Annotated in this window: 8 protein-coding genes and 2 pseudogenes; all 10 read left to right on the plus strand. The window is 62.1% G+C overall.

From position 1 onward, the window contains the following. The first annotated feature begins 15 nt into the window (after window positions 1-15). The 10 genes and pseudogenes from trbF to AC07RV_RS18420 all read left to right on the plus strand — a co-directional run bounded on the left by trbF (window position 16) and on the right by AC07RV_RS18420 (window position 23,373). Window positions 16-729, plus strand: coding sequence for a conjugal transfer protein TrbF (gene trbF, locus AC07RV_RS18375; RefSeq protein WP_492713904.1), 714 nt, complete (start codon window positions 16-18; stop codon window positions 727-729). Continuing rightward, a pseudogene (gene trbG, locus AC07RV_RS18380) lies at window positions 726-1,762 on the plus strand (P-type conjugative transfer protein TrbG). The gene trbF and the pseudogene trbG overlap by 4 nt, the downstream one beginning before the upstream one ends. After that, window positions 1,759-3,073 (plus strand): annotated as a pseudogene (locus AC07RV_RS18385) (TraB/TrbI/VirB10 family type IV secretion system protein). Before trbG ends, AC07RV_RS18385 begins: the two co-directional pseudogenes overlap by 4 nt. Beyond that, window positions 3,070-3,351 carry a DUF2274 domain-containing protein gene (locus AC07RV_RS18390; RefSeq protein WP_492713906.1) on the plus strand — a complete coding sequence of 94 codons (282 nt, stop codon included), beginning with the start codon at window positions 3,070-3,072 and terminating at the stop codon, window positions 3,349-3,351. The pseudogene AC07RV_RS18385 and the gene AC07RV_RS18390 overlap by 4 nt, the downstream one beginning before the upstream one ends. Before the next feature lie 584 nt (window positions 3,352-3,935). Then, window positions 3,936-4,112, plus strand: coding sequence for a type II toxin -antitoxin system TacA 1-like antitoxin (locus AC07RV_RS18395; RefSeq protein ID WP_492713908.1), 177 nt, complete (start codon window positions 3,936-3,938; stop codon window positions 4,110-4,112). 18 nt (window positions 4,113-4,130) lie between these two features. Next, window positions 4,131-9,461: a DEAD/DEAH box helicase gene (locus tag AC07RV_RS18400; RefSeq protein ID WP_492713910.1), complete on the plus strand. Its 5,331-nt coding sequence runs from the start codon at window positions 4,131-4,133 to the stop codon at window positions 9,459-9,461. Between the two features lie 6 nt (window positions 9,462-9,467). Then, window positions 9,468-12,314 (plus strand): DUF8741 domain-containing protein, encoded by a 2,847-nt coding sequence (locus tag AC07RV_RS18405; protein ID WP_492713912.1) that lies wholly within the window; start codon window positions 9,468-9,470, stop codon window positions 12,312-12,314. A 4-nt stretch (window positions 12,315-12,318) separates the two neighbouring features. After that, the gene (locus tag AC07RV_RS18410; RefSeq protein ID WP_492713914.1) at window positions 12,319-17,337 is read left to right on the plus strand and encodes an Eco57I restriction-modification methylase domain-containing protein; all 5,019 of its coding nucleotides are present in this window, start codon (window positions 12,319-12,321) and stop codon (window positions 17,335-17,337) included. A gap of 3 nt (window positions 17,338-17,340) precedes the next feature. Then, window positions 17,341-19,326, plus strand: coding sequence for a hypothetical protein (locus AC07RV_RS18415; RefSeq protein WP_492713916.1), 1,986 nt, complete (start codon window positions 17,341-17,343; stop codon window positions 19,324-19,326). A gap of 69 nt (window positions 19,327-19,395) precedes the next feature. Next, window positions 19,396-23,373: an RNA-directed DNA polymerase gene (locus AC07RV_RS18420; RefSeq protein WP_492713918.1), complete on the plus strand. Its 3,978-nt coding sequence runs from the start codon at window positions 19,396-19,398 to the stop codon at window positions 23,371-23,373. Window positions 23,374-23,506: the final 133 nt, after the last annotated feature.

The following is a 23,506-nucleotide window of genomic DNA, read 5'->3' on the forward strand; positions in this document are numbered from 1 at the left end:
CGAGGAGAACCATCCATGCGATTCAAGCGACCCCAGGTGCGGTACTCGGACACGCCCGATCCCGTCACCCCTTACCAAGCCGCGGCGCAGGTCTGGGACCAGCGCATCGGCAGTTCGCGCGTGCAAGCGAAGAACTGGCGATTCATGGCCTTTGGCTGTCTCTCGCTGGCCCTGCTGATGGCCGGCGGGCTGGTCTGGCGCTCGGCGCAGTCCATCGTGACGCCCTACGTCGTCGAGGTGGACAGTGCGGGCCAGGTGCGTACGGTCGGCGAGGCCGCCACGCCCTACAAGCCCAGCGAGGCGCAGATCGCACATCACCTGGCGCGCTTCATCACCGACGTGCGCTCGCTGTCGATCGATCCGATCGTGGTGCGGCAAAACTGGCTCGAGGCCTACGAATACACGACCGACCGCGGCGCCGCGACGCTGAACGACCACGCGCGCGCCAACGATCCGTTCTCGCGCATCGGGGAGAGCTCGGTGGCGGTGCAGATCAACAGCGTGGTGCGCGCGAGCGATTCGTCGTTCCAGGTGCGCTGGACCGAGCGCCGCTACGTCAATGGCGAAGCGGCCGGGCTGGAGCGCTGGACCGCGGTGCTCGCGATCGTGCTCCAGGCACCGCGCACCGAAGAGCGGCTGCGCAGGAACCCGTTGGGCATCTACGTCAACGGGCTGTCCTGGAGCCGCGAGCTCGATGCGACGGACACCACCAAAGGAACGAAGCCATGAAGACCGATTTCCGTAGAGGCGTATTTGCATCGATCCTGATTGCGGCGTCCCTTGCCGGCTGTGCCACGCAGGGCAAGCCGCCGCCGGCGATCCCGCTGGACGAGCCGGTGGTGGTCGCCGCCCAGTCGGTGCCGGAGCCTGCAAAGCCCATCGAGGTGGTGGAGGTGCCGAAGCCCTTGCCGCTGCCCGGCCAGATGAAGGCGCTGCCGAGCGCGCAGGAATCGAAGCCGGCGCTCGAGCCGGCCGACGAGAAGGTGCGGGTCTCGCGGGCCAACGAGGAGGCTCGCATCGCGCCGACGCGCGAGGGCTATGTCAATGCGATCCAGGTCTGGCCGTACACGGACGGCGCGCTGTATCAGGTCTACACCAGCCCGGGCCGCGTCACGGTGATCGCGCTGCAGGAGGGCGAGGAACTGGTGGCGGTCTCGGCCGGCGACACGGTGCGCTGGATCGTGGGCGACACGGTCAGCGGCAGCGGTGCGAACCAGCGGGTCCACGTGCTCGTGAAGCCCACGCGCGTGGGCCTGAAGACGAACCTGGTCGTCACGACGAACCGGCGTATCTACTTGCTCGAGCTGTCATCGACGCCGCAGGCCTGGATGGCGTCGGTGTCCTGGGACTATCCGAAGGACCGGATGCGGGCGCTGCAGAATCAGGCGCGGGAGGCGCAGGCTGCGGCGCCGGTGGATTCGGGCCTGTCGGTGGAACAGATCCGATTCCGTTATGCGATCAGCGGCGATGCGCCGTCCTGGAAGCCGCTGCGCGCCTTCGACGACGGGCAGAAGGTCTACATCCAGTTCCCGGGCGGCATCGCGCAGGGCGAGCTGCCGCCGCTGTTCGTGATCGGGCCGCAGGGCGACGGGCAGCTCGTGAACTACCGCTTCCGCTCGCCGTACTACGTGGCGGATCGGCTCTTCGGCGCGGCGGAGTTGTGGCTGGGCGGCTTCAAGGGCGGCAAGGCCGAGGTCGTGCGCATCGGCGCACGGATGGCGCGATCGGCAGCGTACGCGGTGCACGGAGCGATGGATCATGAGTGAGGAAGGCTCGGCGCCACCACCGTCGCCCCAGGTTACGCCCAAGGTCGCGCCGGAGACGATGGCCTTGCGCGCGCAGCCCCGGTCGGTCGTGCGGCTCAATCGGCGCATGCTGGCGGTCGGCGCCGGCACCCTGGCCGCGGCCGTGTTGGGCGGCACGATGTGGTCGCTGCAGTCGCAGAGACGCGAGCGCAACCCGGCCGCCGAGCTGTACAACGTGGACCGCGTAGCCCGGGCGGATGGGCTGGATCAGTTGCCGAAGGACTATGCTGGAATGCCGCCGGCATCAAAGCCGGCGCCACCGGTGCTGGGGCCGCCGCTGCCGGGAGACCTCGGGTCCGCCATGGCGAAGGCACAGCAGCCGATGGAGGCGAGGGCGGGCAATGCCGTCGATCCGGCGCAGGCCGAGCGGTTGGCGGCCGAGGAAGCGGCGCGGTCGTCGGTGTTCTTTCGGCGCAGCGGCGACGGTGCCGCTGCGAAGCGGGGGACGGTCGCCGAGCGGGCCACGCCCGTATCCGCCGCCGATCCGACCGGGATGACGGCGGGTCAGCAGTCGTTCAATCCCTTGGGCGCGATGAGCCCATCCACGGCTTCGCCGGGCAACCCTGCGGTGGCGCAGAACCGCCAGGACCGGAAGGAAGCCTTTCTTGCGAAGGCCGGCGACACGGCCACGCGCAATCCGGGCAGCCTGCAGTTGCCGGCTTCGCCGTACCAGTTGATGGGCGGGAACCATCATTCCGGCAGCGCTGGTGACGGGCATCAACTCCGACCTTCCGGGGCAGGTGATCGCCACCGTGACCGAGGCGGTCTATGACACGGCCGCCGGGCGCCACCTGCTGATCCCGCAGGGCTCGCGGCTGATCGGGCGCTACGACAGCCAAGTGGCCTTCCGGCAGCGGCGCGTGCTGCTGGTGTGGACGCGGCTGATCCTGCCGGACACGTCGTCGGTGGCGCTGGATCGGTTGCCGGGGATCGATCCGGCCGGCTACGCGGGGCTCGAGGACGGTGTCGACTGGCACTGGGATCGCATCCTCTCGGGCGCAGCGTTGTCCACGTTGCTCGGCGTAGGGGCCGAACTGGCGGCGCCGCAGAGCCGGACGGACCAGGACGGCAATCGCCTCGTGATCGACGTGCGCGAGGGGGCGCAGGACACGGTGAACCAGGTCGGGCAGGAGATCACGAAGCGCAACGCGAGTATTCAGCCGACGCTGACGATCCGGCCGGGGTTTCCGATGCGGGTGATGGTGAACAAGGACCTCATCCTGCGGCCGTACCAGCCGCTGTTCTTCAAACGTGGGAGTTTCCAATGAACAAAACCAAGCTTCGGCTGGGCCCACTGCCGAAAGCAGAAGTGGTAAAGCTGACGATCTCGGTGTCTGCTGAACTGAAAACGACGCTGGATCGGTACGCGGAACTGCACAGTCGGGAATATGGACAGACCGTCGATGCGGCTGCGCTGATCCCCCACATGCTGCACACATTCATGGCTCGCGACAGGGAGTTTAGAAAGGTAGCGGCCAATCCGTTGTTGGGTATTCAGTTCAGGGGCGGTGAGTTGCTGCCTTCGAAAGCTGGGCATGAGGGTTGATGCGTTGCTGCATGACTCTCGTTCGTTTTCTTGCTGCTTGAATCGGCCTTGGAAGACCTCCCTCCAGTGATCCTTGCGGCAGATGATTGCCCGCGGAGAACCAGGCTCTCTCGAAAGTCTTCTTCAGGAAGGTCAGGTCAGCGCGGAATTGAATTCGCGCTTCATAGGATCTTGCACCGCGCAAACGGGTCCTCGAACATCACGTGCGGAAGCGCGGTGTGGTCCCGCAGGCCATCGAGATCGGCCCGAAGTGCCATTGGCGCCGCGCTATCAAGACCCTGGATGAACGAACCGCCGAGCCAAAATCTCGCACCTCCATGAGCGCTGTCACCGAGCGTGCCGCTTCCATCTCTCGCATCCAGACGTGTGATGGACGCGACAAGAGCTCGTTGAGAGGGTTGAGAGGCTAGGCCACTCAGTTGTTTCCGCCCTTGGCGGCCACCTGTCGAAAAGCCCTGCCGCCTTGCTTAGCATCCCGGGGGGCGCCGAACGTTCAAGCCCCATCCGGTCCCCGCACTCAGACGCGCTGACAAGTACTTACTTTTTGCGTTACATTTGCGGTACACCCCTCGACGAGTCACGCTATGGAACGAAAGACCGAAACCCTCAACCTGCGGGTTACACCTGAGCTGAAGGAATTAATTCGGATAGCGGCGGAGCAGGAGCGACGGACGATTGGCAACTTTATCGAAGTGCTGGTCAGGCAGCACTGCCGCGCGCAAGGAGTGAGCGCAGAAGTCAAGCATGCTGAGAACCGTTGAGCCAAACAGGGAGCCGACATGGATGTCTTCGAGTTCAGAGACCACATCGTCAGTGAGTACGAGCAGTTCACCCGCAGCTTCACGCGCATTCGCGCGGATGACATTCGCGACTATGTGGATGGCCAATACTCAAGTCAAAAATACTGGCCAGAGCCGCTCATCCAAATCAACCCGAACTTCAAATCGGGTGGGACTGTCGATGAGTTCGTTGCAGCCGGTCAGTTAAACGCTCAGTGCGCTGACATCTTTCGTCTCGGAAAAACTGCCTCGTCCGAGGGAGTCTCGCTTCCCCTTCACAAGCACCAAGCCGAGGCCATCAGCTTGGCTGCAGCAGGGGAGAGTTACGTGCTGACCACCGGGACCGGCTCCGGCAAATCCCTTAGCTATTTCATCCCCATTGTTGATGCCTGCCTGAAGGCGAAAGCAGTCGATACCAGGCCGCGCACGCGGGCCATCGTTATCTACCCGATGAATGCTCTGGCCAACTCGCAATTGGAGGAACTGAAGAAGTTTCTAGGGTCAGACGTTGCAGAGCGAGCCGTGACTTTCGGACGCTACACCGGGCAGGAGTCTGACGAAGAGCGACAGGCCATGGCGGCCAATCCGCCTGACATTCTGCTCACCAACTTCATGATGCTCGAACTGCTGATGACCCGGCAGAACGATATCGACAAGGCGGTGATGCGCAACGCCCGAGGCCTGCGCTTCCTCGTGCTCGATGAACTGCACACCTACCGCGGCAGGCAGGGCGCAGACGTCGCGCTGCTTGTTCGCCGCGTGAGAGAGGCACTGGCCGAACAACTCGTCTGCATCGGTACATCTGCAACGATGGCGACCGAGGGCACGCAGATGGCGCGCAATGCCGTTGTTGCGGGGGTCGCTTCTCGACTGTTCGGCACAAGCATCCCAGACCGCAACATCATCACCGAAACGCTGCGTCGGACCACGCCGGAACAGGACACTCTGACGACCGTTGTTGGCCGTCTCGGCCAGGCCATTCGCGCCGGAGTTCCGATTGGCGCTGATTTCACAACTCTTGCGGCGCATCCCATTTCTGTCTGGGTGGAGTTGACGCTTGGGTTGACCTACGAAGACGATAAGCCGCGCCGCGCTCGCCCGCGGAAATTGGCCGAAGCCGCCAGGCTCTTGCACGAGGCGTCAGGCGAGACGACAGACACCTGTCTCGACTACCTGCAACGCTTCATGCTGCTGGCCTACGCGGTCACTGACGAATCGGGCAAGTCGTTGTTCGCGTTCAAGCTGCACCAGTTCATTGCTGGCGGCGGCAAGGTCTACGCAACGCTGGAGGCACTCCGTCACCGCGCCATCACACTCGATGGTCAGCAGTACGTGTCAGGCGACACGGACCGCTTTCGCCGCTATTACCACGTCCATTTCTGTCGAGACTGTGGGCAGGAGTATTTACCTGTCTGGGATGTTGAAAGTCCGGAAGGTCGAACTTTCAATGTCCGTAGCATCGAGGAGCGCCAGCACGGCGACGATCAAGTCAAGTTCGGTTTCCTGCTACCCAGCCTGGACGGATGGGACCCTTCTGACCCCGAACGCTACCCAGAGGGCTGGGTGGAAGAGCGTGTGGATGGTGAGTGGCGCGTCAAACCCGACAAGCGAAAGTTCATTCCGCAATCCGTCAATGTCCGTGCGGACGGAATGACAACGACAGAGCTCGGGCTCACCGCATGGTTCATCCCTGGCGCGTTCCGTTTCTGTCTCGCATGTGGCACTGCCCACGCTACCTCTGGCAAGGATGCGCTGCGTCTGACCTCGTTGTCGGGCGAGGGCCGCAGCTCTGCCACGACCATGCTGACCTTGTCTGCATTGCGCTACTTGTACGAGCAAGACCAGCAGCTCTCCGCAGACGCCAAGAAGGTTCTTGGTTTCTCGGACAATCGCCAGGATGCCGCGCTCCAGGCCGGTCACTTCAACGACTTCCTGCAGGTCCTCTTGACCCGCGCTGCGCTCTTGTCGGCCGTCAACAAGGCCCCGTCCAAAGTGCTGAGCGAGAAGGAGGTCGCCAATGCGGTTTTTGAAGCGCTCGGCTTCCACCGCGATGATTTCGCTGTCCGGTCGGAATACATGCAGCAGCCCGAGGTCAAGGGCAACACTCGACGACAAGTTCAGGAGGCCATGCGCGGCATCCTTGGTTACCGAAGCTACTTCGATCTGCGTCGTGGTTGGCGATTCAACAACCCCAACCTGGAACAGTTGGGGCTGGTGCGTATTGACTACCAGGACATTGACGACCTGGCCGCCGATGCCGCCGAGTGGGCGAATGCACCACCGGTGCTGCAAGCCGCCAAGCCGAACGAACGCACCTTGGTGTTGCGCGTCTTATTCGATTTCATGCGGCAGGGTCTGTGCATCGCGACTCGCTACCTTGACCGCACTGAGCTGGACCAACTCCGTACCCAAAGCTACGCCAATTTGTGCGAGCCATGGGGCTTCACGGAGGACGAGCGTCCACAGCCTTCCAAGTGGTTCGTCACGAGCCGGCCCAAGGAGGAAAGCGACCGCAGGGGCCGCCGTGTCAATCTGGATGACTTCCTCGTCATCGGTTCCAGCCGGTCCCGGCTAGGCAGGGACCTGCGCAAGAGCAGCGCTTGGGGCGGTGCCAATCCGTACTACAAGCAGGTCAATGACCAAACGTACCCGGATGTCATCGCTGCACTGCTGAAGGCCGCCGAATCCTATGGTTTGGTCCGCAAGGAAGATACAGGCGTCGGTCTCACCGGCTGGCAACTGAATGGCACTGCGCTGGTCTGGGCGCCGGGCTCGGGTGCAAGCCAGCGTCAGGCCAACGACAACACATTCTTCAGAGGCCTTTACAAGAACATCGCAAACCTGCTTGACAGCCCGGTTCACCAGCTCTTCGACTTCGAAGCTCGGGAGCACACCGCCCAAGTCGAGCAGGACGACCGGATGGAGCGCGAGGCCAGATTCCGTTTCACCGAGAAGGACCGAACGGAGTGGCAGAACAAGAACGGCACGCCCCTTGAATGGCTCCCTGTGTTGTTCTGCTCGCCCACGATGGAGTTGGGCGTCGACATCTCGTCACTGAACACGGTGTACATGCGGAACGTTCCGCCCACACCAGCGAACTACGCGCAGCGCAGTGGCCGAGCTGGCCGGGCAGGGCAGCCAGCGCTGGTCATCACCTACTGTGCCGCCCAGAGCCCACACGATCAGTATTACTTCCGCGACCCCGTTCGGATGGTTCATGGCCAAGTGAACGCGCCGACGCTGGACCTGGCCAACTTGGAACTCATCAAGAGTCACATGCATGCCATCTGGCTTGCAGAAACCGGCAAGAAGCTCGGCAACAGCGTGCGCGATCTGCTGGACATGAACCAGCCAGAATCTCTTCCCGTGACGGAAGAGATGGCGTCGGACCTGGACAAACCCGATGCGAAAAAGCGAGCGCACTCGCGGGGCCTCAAGGTCCTTGGCATGCTCAAGACCGAGCTCACGCCGCAACGTGCACCGTGGTTCAGCGATGCATGGGCCGAGACCGTCTTCCAGCGTTCATACATCGAGTTCGATGCAGCCCTGCAGCGCTGGCGCGACCTCTACCGTGCCACGGCCCAAGCCATCGACCTGAACTTCAAAATTGAAAACAACCCTGCTGCGAGCGAGCGTGAACGGCGTGAAGCCCAGCAGCGCCACAACGAAGCACGCAAGCAGCGTGATCTGCTACTGGCAGGTGACAGCGCCTTCAACAGCGACTTCTACACCTACCGCTACATGGCCAGCCAGGGTTTCTTACCCGGCTACAATTTCCCACGCCTGCCACTGCTGGCCTATATGCCTGCACGTCGCGGGTACATCGGCCGCGAGAGCTTCCTGTCACGTCCACGCTTCCTGGCACTTGGTGAGTTTGGCCCGTACAGCCTCATTTATCACGAGGGCAGCCAGTACCGGGTCACCAAGGCCCTGCTGACCATCACGGGGCAAGACCAAGTCAGTGACGGTGCACGTCTGCCGACGGAAGTTGCGCGCCTGTGCCCCGCCTGCGGCTACGGTCACTTCCGCTCACAGCGCGATGCTGACCGCTGTGTCTCCTGCGGCGCATCGCTGGACGGTGCCCAGGAGGTCAAGAACCTCTACCGAATCGAGAACGTCTCCACAAAACGGGCCGAGCGCATCACCGCCAACGAGGAAGAACGTGTTCGACAGGGCTACGAGATGCAAACCACGCTGCAGTTCGCCGAATCGGACCGAAAGCTGCAGATGGTGACCACGGTCGCAAGTGACGACCAAGGCCCCTTGTTGGAACTGCAATACGGCCCGGCCGCCACGGTGTGGCGCATGAACTTTGGTTGGCGCCGCCGCAAAGAGAAGGCCATTCAAGGCTTCATGATGAACCCCGTCACGGGCCATTGGGTCGGCGGCGTCGACGATGGGAACGGCGAGCCTGAGACGGAAGGCGAGGCGCCGCCGGACAAGACGCCACCGCAACGCATCGTCCCTTACGTCGAGGACCGCCGAAACATCCTCATCGTGCGACCGCACTTCCGGCTCGGTGTTCTGTCTGCAGCGACGTTGACCACCCTGCAATACGCCCTGAAACGTGGCATCGAGGCGGTGTACCAGCTCGAAGAGAGCGAGCTGATGGCGGAGCCCCTTCCAACGCGCGACAACCGGCAGTCCATCCTCTTCTTTGAGGCGGCCGAGGGTGGCGCGGGCGTGCTGACGCGCCTGGCAACGGAGCCCACGGCGATGGCTGCAATCGCTGCCAAGGCTCTGGAGGTCATGCACTTCCTGCCGCCTGCACCTGGGCAGCCCTGGCTGCGCAAGACCTTGGAAGAGGACCACGATACCGATGGTCAGCCGCTGTGTGAGGCGGGTTGCTACCGATGCCTGCTGTCGTACTACAACCAGCCGGATCACACGCTCATTGACCGAAAAGACAAGGATGCCAGCGGCCTGCTGCTGGACATCCTCTGTCGACTGACGCAGGCCAACACCGAACAAAGTACACAAGGCCGTGCGCCTGAGGAGCACGATGCTGAGCTGTCACGCACGGCCGGCAGCAGCCTGGAGCAGGCGTGGCTTGCCCATGTCAGCGACAACGGCTACCGCAAGCCGGACCGCGGCCAACACACGATTGCCGCTGCGGGCACTTGCGCGGACTTCGTCTACGACGACCTCCATCTGGCTGTCTTCATCGACGGCCCCCATCACGATGCTGAGGGCCAGAAGCAGAAAGACGCCGACATCAATCGCAAGCTCGATGAACTGGGCTATCTAGTCGTGAGGTTCCCTAAAGAGACCACGGCCTGGCCCGACATCTTCAAGAACAATACGGACCTGTTTGGTCCCGGCAAGACCTGAATCGATATGAATGCACCCCTGCCGGAGTTCCTTCCGGGAAGCCTGATTGCCGCTCGTGGCCGCGAGTGGATCGTGCTGCCCGAGTCCGACACCAGCACGCTGCACCTGCGCCCCTTGGGCGGCGGTGAGCGCGACGAAACCCTCATCTTCCTGCCCTTGGAGCGCCTGCCGGTTCAACCGGCATCCTTCCCTTGGCCCACGGTCGGTCAGGCCCGCAATCACTCGGCCAGCCAACTGCTGCTGGATGCCTTGCAGCTCAAACTGCGCAGTGGTGCAGGCCCGTTCCGAAGCTTCGGCAACATCGCTGTTGAACCACGGGCCTATCAACTCGTACCACTGTTGATGGCACTGAAGCTGCCCACGGTGCGTCTGCTGATTGCTGACGACGTCGGTATCGGTAAGACCATTGAGGGAGCCCTCATCGCCCGTGAATTGCTTGACCGCGGCGAGGTCCAGCGTCTTGCCGTGCTCTGCCCACCTCATCTGTGTGAGCAATGGCAGCGTGAACTGGCCGAGCGCTTCCACATCCACGCGATGGTGGTGCGCTCGAACACCGCCGACCGGCTGGAGCGTGATCTGCCCCCCGGCACGTCTTTGTTCGACGCGCACCCTTTCACTGTGGTGAGCCTGGACTACATCAAATCCGAACGCCGGCGCGAGGCCTTTCAGCGCTTCTGTCCCGAGTTCGTCATCGTGGACGAGGCACACACCTGCACGCAGGGCGGTCAAGGCCGGCAGCAACGCTATCAGCTCCTCAAGGGGCTGGCCGAAGACGCCGACCGCCACATGGTGCTGCTGACGGCCACGCCACACAGTGGCGACGAGGAAGCGTTCTTCAACCTCCTGGGTCTGCTGCGTACTGACTTCACGCTGCTGAAGGACCTTCCGAGCACCCAACGCAGCGACCTGCGCGAGGCGCTGTCGCGCCATTTCGTCCAACGGCGCCGACCCGACATTGCCGAGTGGCAAGACTCGTCCATGTTTCCGGACCGCAGGACGGCTGAGATAACCTACCGACTGACCGGTCCCTGGGGGCAACTGTTTAACGACGTTCTGGTCTACGCCCGCGAGCTCGTCGAACGTTCCGAGGGGCAGGGCCTGCGTGAGCAGCGCATGAACTGGTGGGCCGCACTGGCCTTGCTGCGCTGCATCTCGTCGTCGCCTGCGGCTGCCGTCAATTCCCTGCGCACACGGCTGCACGGTGTTCAGGCGGACGATGGGGAAGACGAGACGCTGTCCCTTGAAGAGCTGGAACTGCAGGCCAGTGACCGGGTGCTGGACGGTGCGGACGACGCACTCTCGACCGACGACATCGAGCCCGGTGCGCAGACCGAAGACTCCCAACGACTCCAGGCCCTGATTGCCGCCGCTGATGCACTGGCCGGCAGCCAGAACGACCCCAAGCTGGCCAAGTTGCAGGAGCACCTGGCCGTGCTGCTGAAGGAGGGCTTCCAGCCGGTCGTGTTCTGCCGCTACATCGCCACGGCACACTACCTGGCCGCTTACCTGCGCGACAAGTTCAAGGCCGCCACGGTCAAGGCCGTGACCGGCGAGCTCACACCTGGCGAGCGCGAAGCCGCTGTCGAGCAGTTGGGCGAAAGCGAAACCCGCATCCTGGTGGCCACGGACTGTCTCTCCGAGGGCGTCAACCTTCAGAGCCTTTTTACCGCCGTCGTTCACTACGACCTCAGCTGGAACCCCACCCGCCACGAACAGCGTGAGGGCCGAGTAGACCGCTTCGGCCAGAAGGCCCGAGAAGTTCGCAGCACCATGCTGTACGGCGAAGACAACCCGGTGGACGGTGCCGTGCTCCAGGTCATCTTGCGCAAGGCCGAGAGCATCCGAAAGGAGTTGGGCGTTCTGGTGCCCATGCCCGATGACGAGGGCAAGCTGACCCAGGCGCTGCTGAACGCCGTGCTGTTGCGCAAGGGCACGGCCATCAATGCACAGTCACAGCTCGATCTATTTGGCGAACCAGCCAAACAGATCGAACTGGCGTGGCAGAGCGCCAAAGAAAAGGCCAAGCTGAATCGCTCCATCTTTGCCCAACGTCGTCTGAAGCCTGAGGACGTACTGCCTGAGTGGCGAAAATCGGCTGCTGTGCTGGGTGGCGAGGCTGATGTCGAGCGATTCGTCAGTCGTGCAGCCGCCAAGCTAGGCGCGCCGCTGGACGCTGTTCGCGGGCATTTCAAGCTCCTGACTGAGCACCTGCCACAACCCATTCGCGAACGCCTCAGTGCAGAGGGCATTGAAGGCACGCTACGCATCGACTTTCGTCAACCCGCCGCACAGGGGGCGCTGTTCATTCACCGCACCCACCCGCTAGTGGTGGTGTTGGCGGACACGCTGCTCGAAAGGGCACTCGATGCCACGAACGGCGTCAGTGACGAAAGCGCAGTCGCCCGAGCTGGTGCGGCCTTTGTCGGCAATGTTCAGCTCAAGACCACTGTGTTGCTGCTGCGCATGCGCCACCAGCTCAGCGTCACGCATGGCAGCCAAACGCGGCTCATCCTCTGTGAGGAGTCCGTGGCCGTGGCTTCGGCAGGGGCAACCCCGTTTGAGCTGCTGGCCGCCGACCAGGCTCGCGAGCTGCTGGGCTCTGAAGCCACCCGCAACATGCCGCCCCCCCTGCGAGACCGTCAATTGCAAACGGCGCTGGATGGACTGCCAGCATGGCAGTCGCAACTGGAAGTCATTGCCAAGGCACGTGCCCAGGATCTCCTCCAAGACCACAGACGTGTGCGCGAGGCGGCAGATGCCAAAGGCACCTACCAAGTGACTGCAAGCCTTCCCGTGGACGTGATGGGCGTTTACGTACTGGTCCCCGCTGCAGCACAGGGCGAGGGGGCTTGACACCATGGCACGAAAAAAAATCACTACCCTGGCGTACCGGGCCATCCGCATCGAAGGCGGGCTCATTCCCGCAGACGAACTCACCCGCCTCACCACCCTGGCAGAACCGGCTTCAACCGAGCAGACCGAGGCGCAGTACCGGATATCCAAAGGCCTTAAACTGCGCGACGAGATCGGGCGCGACTTCAAGATCGCCCTGAGCCTGTGGAACGACTTCAAGGCGCTGCGCAAGCGCATCGACGTCAACGCCCACGACGTGACCGTCCGCGAGTTGCTGCTGCCCTTGATGCGGGAAGTGCTGCACTTCTCTGACATCGGCCGTTGTGCGGCCATCGAAAAAAATGGTCACAGCTACGCCGTTGGCCATGCCGCCGAGAGCGGCCGCGTGCCCCTGGTCTTTGCCGCGCATGACCAGCCGCTGGATACGGCGGCCGAGCGGTTCGGAGAGACCAACCCGGACACGGGCAAGGTGCGCCGACGCAGCCCCTACATGCTGGCTCAAGAGGCCCTCAATGCCTCTGATGCGTCTTTGTGGGCCATTGTTAGCAACGGTTTGACGCTGCGCATCCTGCGCGACAACCCCAGCCTGACCCGACCGGCATACGTCGAAGTGGATCTGGAGGCGCTCTTCACCGAAGAGCTCCACCCCGACTTCACTGCGTTCTGGCTCCTAGCGCACGCCAGCCGATTTGGTAGCCCCTCGGGTGAACCCACCAACTGCGTGTGGGAACGCTGGCGAGCCACGGGCCAGGCCGCGGGCGTGACCGTCCGAACCAACCTGCGCTTTCAGGTGGCCGATGCTCTGCGTGCCTTGGGTACGGGCTTCCTCTCGCATCCCGGCAACGGTGAGCTGCGGGCGGCTCTGCAACGACTGGGCGGCGAAGACGGTGCCTTGGGCCGTCAGGCCTTCTTTGAAGAACTCCTGCGCCTAGTCTATCGGCTCATCTTCCTGTCCACAGTCGAGGATCGAACTGACAAGACCAGCGGACAACGCCTCATCTTCACGCCCGACGCATCGCCCGACGTGCAGCAACGCTACCTGTCCGGCTATTCGATGACCTGGCTGCGCGAGCGGGCTGTGCGGCGCAGCCATCACGACTGGCACGCTGATCTGTGGCAGGCGCTCACCATCACCTTTGGCTCGTTGGCAAAGGGTGAAGCGCATTTGGGTCTGCCCGCGCTTGGGGGTCTCTTCGATGCGGACCAATGCGCGTGGCTCGATGGTGCGCAGTTGGAGAATCGTTGGTTGCTGACTGCCGTGTTTCAGCTGGGCTGGTTCCGTGCCGACGGTGGTCTGACCCGAGTCAACTACCGGGATATGGGCCCTGAAGAGCTGGGCAGTGTCTACGAAAGCCTGCTGGAACTGGTGCCGGACCTGCAAATGCTGTCCCAACCAGCTGCGGCCCGCCTTGCCTTTGTCGGCGATGACGACAGCGACGGCAGCACCAAGGGAAACACCCGGAAGCTGACCGGCAGCTATTACACGCCAGACAGCCTGGTTCAAGAGCTCATCAAGACGGCGCTGGAGCCTGTCATCGCGGACACGGTTCGTGGCAATCCCGAGCGCCCAGTCGAGGCCCTGCTTAACCTGACCATTTGCGACCCGGCTTGTGGTAGCGGCCATTTCTTGCTGTCTGCAGCCCGACGCTTGGCTGACGAAGTGGCCTTGCACCGCGCCTCGGCAGAGCGTGAGGGCGGGGCACCTACGCCCGTGGACTACCGCCACGCGCTACGCGACGTGGTCAGCCACTGCATTTTCGGTGTGGACAAGAACCCGATGGCCATTCAGCTGGCCAAGACAGCGCTGTGGCTGGAGGCCTACTCACCTGACCGGCCCTTGTCCTTCGTGGACCACCACCTGCAGGTAGGCGATGCTCTGCTGGGCGTGCTGGACCCCAAGGTGCTGGAGCACGGTATCCCCGACGAGGCCTACACGGCACTCTCCGGCGATGACAAGACCATGGCCTCCGCCTTGAAAAAGCAGAACAAGGCCGACCTCAAGAGCTGGAAGGCCATTGAGTCTGGCGACTTATTCACACAAGCCGGATTGGCGGTCAAGGCGGTTGCAGTGGAAACGTTGTCAGACGATACCCCCGAAAGCATCGCAGCCAAGCGCGCCGCATGGCGCGAAGCACAGGCCGTTGCCCAGCGCTCTACGCTGGCGCGCTTGGCTGACACCTACGTGGCGGCTTTCCTCGCGCCCAAGCTGGCGAACACGGGTGAGCAGGTGCCGTTGTCTGGTTACCTGTGGAGTGTGCTGAGTGGCCAGGCGCCGAGGGCTGACGTGGAAGAGGCAGCGCATTATCTGTGTCGCACGCACAGCGTCTTCCATTGGTGGCTCGCATTCCCGCAAGTTGCAGCCAAAGGTGGCTTCTCGGTCATGCTGGGCAACCCGCCTTGGGAGCGCATCAAGCTGCAAGAAGAAGAGTTCTTTGCCAGCCGCAGCCCGTTGGTGGCCACGGCCAAGAACAAGGCCGAGCGCGGTCGACGCATTGAATGGCTGCGTGAGGGAATGCTGCTTCATCATCTGAACCCCGACTTGGAGCGCGCCGAGGGGCTGACCCCACCGAACCTAGCTGAGATGGCGCTTTATGACGCATTCATAGCTGCCCGCCGTGGCGCTGAGGCTGCCAGCCTTTTTGCGCATGACGGCCGGCGCTATCCGCTCACCGGCGTAGGCGACGTGAACACCTATGCGCTGTTTGCAGAGACCATGCTGTATGCCACGGCGCCCAACGGGAGAGCGGGCTTTATCGTGCCGACGGGAATTGCAACTGATGATTCGACGAAGGCGTACTTTGAGCGGCTAGCGGTAGGCGGATTTTTGAGAAGCATGCTGTGCTTGGAGAACGAGGAGTTCGTTTTCCCGTCAGTGCACCACGCATTCCGCTTTGCGCTCATTACCTTGGCGGGTAGCCCCTCAAGCGAGGCCGCCACGCTGGTTTTCTTTGCTCGCCAGCCGGCGCAAATTCACGACGCGCGCCGTCAGTTCCGGCTCACGTCAGAAGAATTTGCTCTCATCAACCCAAACACCCGTACCTGTCCAGTCTTCCGTAGCGAACGCGATGCTGAGTTGACCAAGAAGCTTTATCGTGCTGCTCCGGTGCTCATCCGCGAAGCGCAATTCGGTCCTAACGGTGAACTGCTTGAAGGCGAGACCAACCCCTGGGGTATTCGCTTCCAAGCGATGCTGCACATGTCCAATGACAGCGGTCTGTTCCTCGATCTACCGCACAGCGATTCCAGCCCTTTCAAGGCAAACAGGAGCCTGCCTCTTTACGAGGCCAAGATGATTCACCAGTTCGACCACCGCTGGGCTACCTATATTGACGCGCCCGATAAGCCGGGTGGTCTGGACACGGCCGACTTAAGCGCCTCGCAGAAGGACGACCCAGACTCCACCGTGCGCCCGCGCTACTGGGTGCCTGAACGGGAGGTTCTGGCTCGCATCGCGCGGGTGCCGGCGCGCGTGGCGCGTGCTTGGTTGGCGGGGCATGCCGCTGCAACCCCGGCCAATGCTAGAGACAGTGTCATGATTGAATTGCTACAGGCACTGGCAACCTGGGTCGCCGGCGAGCTATTCGTTCGCTTTGCGGGGTTGCCCGAAGTGCTGAAAGGTAACGGCCAGGTCGGCTGGCCTCAGCAACGTGCTTTGCCACACATTGCGGCAATCGAAGGGGATCTCAAAACCCGCTTTGAGCCGCTTGCCAAAGCACTTTTGGGTACCGGACTGACCATCAAGAAGGCTCTGGCTGAGTTTCCAAAATGGGCGCTACAGAATATCGACGCGCGCCTGTCGGAAGACGAGCTACATGCCTTGAGCCAAGTGCTGAAACAAGAGCCCATTGCGAACGAGCTACTCGGTTTGATAGATCAGTGGATGGACACTCGGAGCCCTTGCTGGCTGATGGGATGGAGGGATATAACGGGCGTAGAGAAGGTTCGCACACTGATTTCGTCGGTAATCCCTCGGTCCGGCGTGGGCGACAAGTTTCTGCTTCTTCACTCGGATATGCCGGCACCGCTCGTTGCGGCATTGGTGGGGAACCTCAATGCACTTGTATGCGACTTCGTGGCGCGGCAGAAGGTCGGCGGCACGTCCTTCAAATATTTCACGATGAAGCAAATAGCAGTCCTCCCTCCCGACCGCTACACCTCCGCCGCCCTGGACTTCGTCGTACCAAGAGTCCTCGAACTCATCTATACCGCTTACGACCTGCGTCCTTGGGCCGACGACCTATCGGCTTACGACCTGCGCTCTGCAGCCGAACGTGGCCGGCCCTTCGCCTGGAATTCTGAGCGTCGTGCCCAACTGCGCGCTGAGCTTGACGCCTACTATGCCCGGATGTACGGCCTGACTCGCGAAGAGCTGCGCTACATCCTTGATCCCGCCGATGTGGCGGGCTCAGACTACCCCAGCGAGACCTTCCGCGTTCTAAAAAAAAGTGAGATCCGAGAGCTCGGCGAATACCGTACCCAGCGCTTGGTGTTGGAAGCCTGGGACAGACTTAGCGCTACCCCCGTTGAGGTGCCATCGGCCGCCCCAGCTGTTGCCCCCAATCTCTCCGAACTGGGCATGATTCGAAACCAAGAGGAGGCACTGCTTGCCGGACTCATCGTTGCCCTGGTCGAGCAGCGCTCGGAAGGAATCTCGGTGCCTGAACTGCAGTCTCTCGTGGCCCGTTCGGTGAACGCGGTGCAGTACCTGAACATGGCGGACGGCCTGCGGTTCACGGAGCTTTCTAGCTCATTGGGCATTTCAAGCGTTGCAACGCAATTGCTGGATCGGGTCCGCCCCATCGTCCAGCGCCTGGAGTCCGTCGGCGCTCTCACTCGACAAGCTCGCGCCGGCGAGGCAGCGTTCAATCGAGGTACGTCATTGCCTCCTGGGGATGTCCGTCAGGTTCCGGAGCATGGTGACGTCGCCCGGCTGCTCGTTGCAGCGGAGTCACGACGTCTCGAAGTCGAACGTGCAGGAACGTCAGGCAGCGAGCAGACATCGAGGTCCACAGGAACAAGGTGACGTATGACGAAGCAGTGGCTTGAGGGTTACGAATCAGTCCGCAGACAGCCTCGAATGTGGATAGAGACGCTGTGGCTAGTGGAGTCCCGCGAGCCCCTGTCTCTGACTCGTACCATCGAACTGCATCCTGGCCTGAATATCGTTTGGGCTCGGGAGACGACCTCTTCGGAGGCATCGGGCCTGGCCAGCGCAGGCCATGGGGTCGGGAAGACTTCGCTGTGCCTATTGATGCGGTACGTCCTGGGCGACGATGCGCCTGCCATTTCGACATTGCGTGAGAAGGCGTCGGCGGGCTTCCCGAAAGGTGGCGTTGCTGCCAAGGTGCACGTGGACGGCACAACCTGGCTGGTGTTTCGGCCGTACGGGGCGTACAGCCATTCCCTCGCAGCGCCCTGCGAGGCGTTGGAGTCGCTGGTGCAAGGCGCGGTCCCCAATGAGTTCCAAGAATACCTTGGCGCGCTGGAACTGTTCTCGATCGGCCGCCTCGCCGCGCAGTCGCTGCCGGGTACCAACCAACCGCTCCGGTGGCGTCACCTGTTGGCTTGGTGCATCAGAGATCAACGGACGCGCTTTGATGGTTTCTATCACTGGCGGGATGGCGAGGGGCTTGGATTTCTTCGCTCCCGGCGTGACCCGCCGCTGTTTGTCGGTTCGGTGCTGGGGTTGGTCGATGCAGGCTTGGACCAACTGCTTCGCGATATTGAGTCGAAGCAGGGGCAGTTCGACAAGTCCAAAGAGCAAATCCCAGAACTGGAACGTGCCCCCGTTTATGCCCTTTCGCACGCGGAGCGGCAGTTGCGTGCCCGTGTCCGATCTGGTGAGGACGAGCCAGTGTTTGAAACCATTCTGGGTGAATCCATCGAATCTCGGGTTCGAGAAGCTCTTGCTTCAGCAGAGACGTCCGAGGCGGCGTGGGAGATCGATGTAGGCCGAGCGGAACAACTGCTGGCTCACGAGCAGCTTCAACTTGCACACCTTACCGACAAGGTGAAGCTGGCCGAAGTTGAGGTGAGCATCGCTAAGTCACTTGTGGAAGCCAATCAGGCGGACTTTGAGCGCTTGACGAAAGTGCGTGAAAAGTTGGCGTGGCTGGACGGCCGATGTGACCATGGCGATGTTGAATTCTCTGCTTGCCAGCACATTCAAGCTCGCAAGAGCACGGTCAACATGACCTGGTTCCGAGACGGCAAGGAAGTCCAGGCCAGCGCGCCCGAACGGGCACGACATTTTGCCCAGTGCCAAGCCGACCACGCGCGCTCCGAGTCTGCGGTGACCGCACAGCAGGAACGGATCTCAACTCAACAAGCAGAGCTTCGGCGTCTGCGGGTTCGGGTCGCAACCAGCGAGAGTTCTCGTTCGCTCCTCAAGACTTCATGGGCGGAACTTCAGCTTCTGCACACGCAAAGAGAGCAGGGCATCGAGTCTGCCGAATTGGTCAACACGCGTGGGCTTTTGGCGCGGCTGGAAGGTGAACTGAGCAGCCTTCGATCGACCTTGCACAGTCGTCGGTCACAGCAGTCAGCCCGTGCGGACGCTATCAAGGCATTGACAGCACTTGTATCGACGAGGCTTCTCGGGGCGTCGGGCCATGCACGATTCGTGCAGGATCATGAGTATCGACCTTTCGAGGTTGCAAGAGGCGGCGAGGCGTACCAAGTTCTTGAAGTGCTTCTGGGGGACATCGTGTGCTTGCTTGACTCAGCGACATCCGAGGCAAGCAATCACCCAGGATTTCTAGTGCACGACTGCCCACGTGAGGCCGACATGAGCGATGTGCTCTACCGAGAGTTCTTTCTCGTGGCCGCCGAGGCTGCCGAGCAGCTCGGTCGAGACAGTGGCGCGCCGTTCCAGTTCATCGTGACAACGACATCGCCGCCCCCCGAGAAGGTTCGTGGTGAGTCGTATGTCGTGCTCGAACTGGAGCCAGGATCTGATGAGAAGCTGTTGTTCAGGCGCGAGCTTGCGCCTGAACTCCCGGGCTTCCACTAACCCGGGGAAACGACGCGCATGAAGAAGGCGCATTGAAGCGAATAACCTGAACAAGAACGAGGGGGGTACATGTCAGTTGTCAAGGAGGCGTATCTGGAGCTGGTGCCGCACGGTAGAAGCCTTGCCGATGTGGTGGTGCTTTCTCAGGCTTGGAAGAAGTCGCACGCATTCATCCGCCGCCACAACTGGTATGCCGACGTCCTGGAGCTGGATGTGTCGACGGTCGATCTCGAGGACCAGCTCTTGCGTTGGGGTGCCGACGTCAGTCAAGACAGCTTTCGTCCGCATGAATTGCTTCTGGTGCCCGCCCCGAAGATTGCCAAATGGGAGTTCAGGCCCACCTCGGTTGTGCATTCGCTGGATGACCTCCTCGACCTGGACATCGACAACCTCGGCTCTGAGCCCACATTCGATGACTGGGTGCCTAAGACCAAGGACAGCGAGCCTGGCGCCGATGCGGCTTCGAGCGATCTGACTCAAAAGCTGCGCCCCTTGGCACATCTATCTATCCGAGACCAGACACTGGCCACGGCCGTAATGATGTGTCTGGCGGAAGCCGTTGAGACGGCGCAGGGCGATACGTCCGGAAAGGATGTACTGACGATGCGCGAGCGGGGCGTGGTGAGTTATGGCAACCGCCTTCAATGCAATTGGGTTGAGCAGCCCAATGCGCCTTCTCACGCCAAGTTTTCTTGGGGCAACAGTCGAACTTACCGTCAGTACTTTCAAGACTATCGTGCGTTCCTGGCAAGGCCGCGACGAGTGTGTGCCGAATTGCTGACGCAGCTGCCGCCCAGACGCGAGTTGTTTGTGGTGTCGCTCGACATCAAGTCGTTCTTCGACAGGGTCGATACGGCGGCACTCTTGCAGGAGCTGCGCCGGATTGAGGCGGAGCACCGGCAGGCCTTCGGGCTGCCCGATGGGTCGGCGGCGGATGAAGCGTTCTGGCAGCGCACCGAGCGCATCTTTCGTTGGCGGTGGCGGTCGGAAGATCACGAGCAAGCAGAGTTGATGTATGGGGGTGGTCGAGAAGCGCTGGAACTGGGCTTGCCGCAAGGGTTGGTTGCCTCCGGTTTTTTGGCAAATGCGTACATGCTGAGGCTGGACCGCGAGCTTCATCTAGCAGCAGATCGAGCAACCAGCGTTGGTAGCGATGTGAAGCTGCTCGACTACTGTCGATATGTGGATGACATGCGCATGGTCGTCGAAGCCCCGAGCGGCACCGGTGGCCTCGGACAAGATGCGATCCTGAAGCTCGTGGTCGCATTCGTTACCAATGCGCTGAAGAGCCACTGCGAACTGTTGAAGGCACAGAAGGTGCTTGAACTGTCGCCCGACAAGTGCGTCGTGACACCATACCGCTCGATTTCGGCGCAGAGCAACATGTCGGCCCTGATGGATGTGCTCAACGCGGAGCTCAGTGGAACCTTCGACCTGGAGTCGCTGGCCCAGGCCGCTGGTGGGCTTGATGGCCTGTTGTGGATGTCGGACCAGATCGACGATGCCGAGGAGCCAAAGCCGTCGCGCCTGAGTCTGGCCACGGTCGCGGCGCCCAGCACGGACGTACGCGACGATACGGTCAAGCGCTTCGTGGCAACGCGTTTGGCGCAGCTGATGCGACATCGTCTCGCGATGACGGATGCCACGGCACACACGCCCACTGGCAACGTGCTCAGCGACCGTGTGACCAATGGCATGGCCCTGGCCCATGAGTTCGAGTCCACGGCGCGCAAGCTCATCAAATGCTGGGCCGAAAACCCATCACTGGCCCTCTTGCTGCGCTGCGGACTGGATCTGTTTCCGCATCCCAGGTTGTTGTCGCCGGTTGCCGAAGCGCTCAGCGTCAAGTTGTTCTACCCTCAGGTCGGCCTCAGTGCAGCTCAGCTGAGGCAGGTTCGTGTCGCCGAGTACGTTCTCGCAGACCTTCTGCGCGCAGGTGCCGTTGAAACTGGCTTTCGTGCAGAGGAGGACTACCCCGAGTCCGTCGATATTGCCGGCTATCGAGAGGATTTGGGCACACTGGCTCGTCGAGTGGTTCTTGAGCGTGCGGATTCACCATGGTACCTGCTGCAACAGGCGCATCTGTACCTGTCCTCCATTGGCGATGTCTCGCTGGCGGTGACGGATGAGAGCAGTTTCGCATTGGTGCAGCCTTACAAGGCGCTCAACCGCGCAATCATGTTCGAGCCCGCGCATTCTGGGGCGCTGAAGGAGGTGCTTCCGTTGGCGCTTGTTGCCCAGCAGTTGCACCCCAACCCGAGGCGATTCGGCGTCTGGTTGGCAGAGGGGCTGCGACTGACCAAGGAAGACGCCATGCAGGCGGAGGTAGTGACGACCGTGTCGCTTCACCGGCCAGACCTCATGTTGGCGGCCTTGAATGGGCGGGGCAGCAGGGCTCCGCGCTGGCGCAAGTTTGTACCCCCCGCACTGATTGAGACCAACAAGCGAACGTCCTCCCGCCGCACCAGTGGGGTGCGCCGGAGTGTCCGGCCACTTCACCACGTCATGATGGAAGCCGACAATGTGTTCGCGCAGGAGAACGGAGTCCTGATGCTTGCCAAGGCGCTGCTCGGCGTGGAGGGCATCGAGGTGCACTTGAGCTCAGGCTTGAGCGCGATGGACATCACGCTCGCTTGCGACGACTGGACACGGGTTCATGCGCTGCCCGACGAGAAGGACTTCTTGTCTGTACAGCCCTTGGTACGCACCGAATCAGCAAGTCCTCTGTACGGCAATCCGCCTTGGGTCGACGGCGATAGTGCGTGGCTTTACGGATTGGGGCGAATTCTGCGAGCGGCGCTGACCGGCGAGTTTGACTTCACGAGCCGGCGCTATCTCATGACCGAGGAGGTAGGCCACTACACCGGTCTTCGGAGCAGTTGGTTCAAGCGCAGATTCGGGCTAATGAACTCTGGGCGCGGATTGCTGGATGAACCGGGGCCTGTGTCTCCGTGGCTGTCGGGGTTGCTTTCCACATTGCTGCGCTGGCCTGGGGTCGAGTTTCGTGCGCACCACGCAGCCGCGGCGGGGATAGCCCGAACAGCCGATGAGTTGCTTGCGGTATTTGAAGAGCGGATTGCCGTGCAGCGGGCCCTATTCGGAACGCGAAGCAAGACACCCATGTACGTTGTGCCGACCGACGACCACGCGCCGCTCCAAGACAGGCCCCTGCGTGTCGCCATCGTTCAGCCGATGCGTCCACGCAGGGACGAGTTTGATGTCAAGGATCCGACGCACTGGACCCCCGGTGTCCTCGCTGAACACCGGAGGCATTTGGCGGAGGTTTGCAGGCTGACTTTTCAGAAGCTTAGAACCTGGGCCTCCGCACAGAGCTCAAAGTCGGCCGACGAAGAAGGGGATGGCTCGGTCGTTGATGTCATCTTGCTCCCAGAATTGGCGGTACACCCCGAGCATGTTTTTTTGCTTCGCCGACTGTCCGACAAGCTCGGCGCGAACATTTTCACCGGGCTGACGTTCCAGGCGTCGGCCAAGCTGGGCGCACCGATTAATCAGGGGCTGTGGGTCATCCGCACAGAGTCTCCCTGTCACGGACGCAGCATCCAGTACGTCTGGCAAGGCAAGCTTCATCCGATGAAGCTGGAACGGGCCATGGGAGTGAAGGGATATCGGCCACACCTGACGCTGGTCGAGCTACCGGTCGGTTCGAAGACGCGAACACGGATTTCCGCTGCCATTTGCTACGACGCAACAGACCTTGACCTGGTTGCCGATCTTCGGGATCGGTCCGACGTGTTCTTGGTGGCAGCACTCAACCAGGACGTTCAGACCTTTGACAACATGGTGGCGGCGCTTCACTTCCACATGTATCAGCCGGTGGTGTTGGCCAACTCCGGAGAGTTCGGTGGCTCCACTGCCCAGGCGCCGCTTCCGAAACATGAACGCCTCATCGCACACGTTCATGGGAACAACCAGGTCGCCGTGAGCGTGTTCGAGGTTGACCCCGCGCCCTTCAAATCGATCAACCCTGCAAAGGCTCCGAAGGAGCTCAAGGCGGCGCCGGCGGGCTACAGGGGAAGACCGTCGTGATGGGCCCGTCGGCTGAACTGCCAACACACTGCCGGCGAAAGCGCGGTGGCGTCGTAGCCTTGGCGCAGACGTGTGCTCGGTGGAGCATGTCCAGCGCGGAGTTCCTGACGACCCGCCGACTGCTTGCCGCAGG

The organism is Variovorax sp. GW821-FHT09B01, assembly GCF_059418345.1.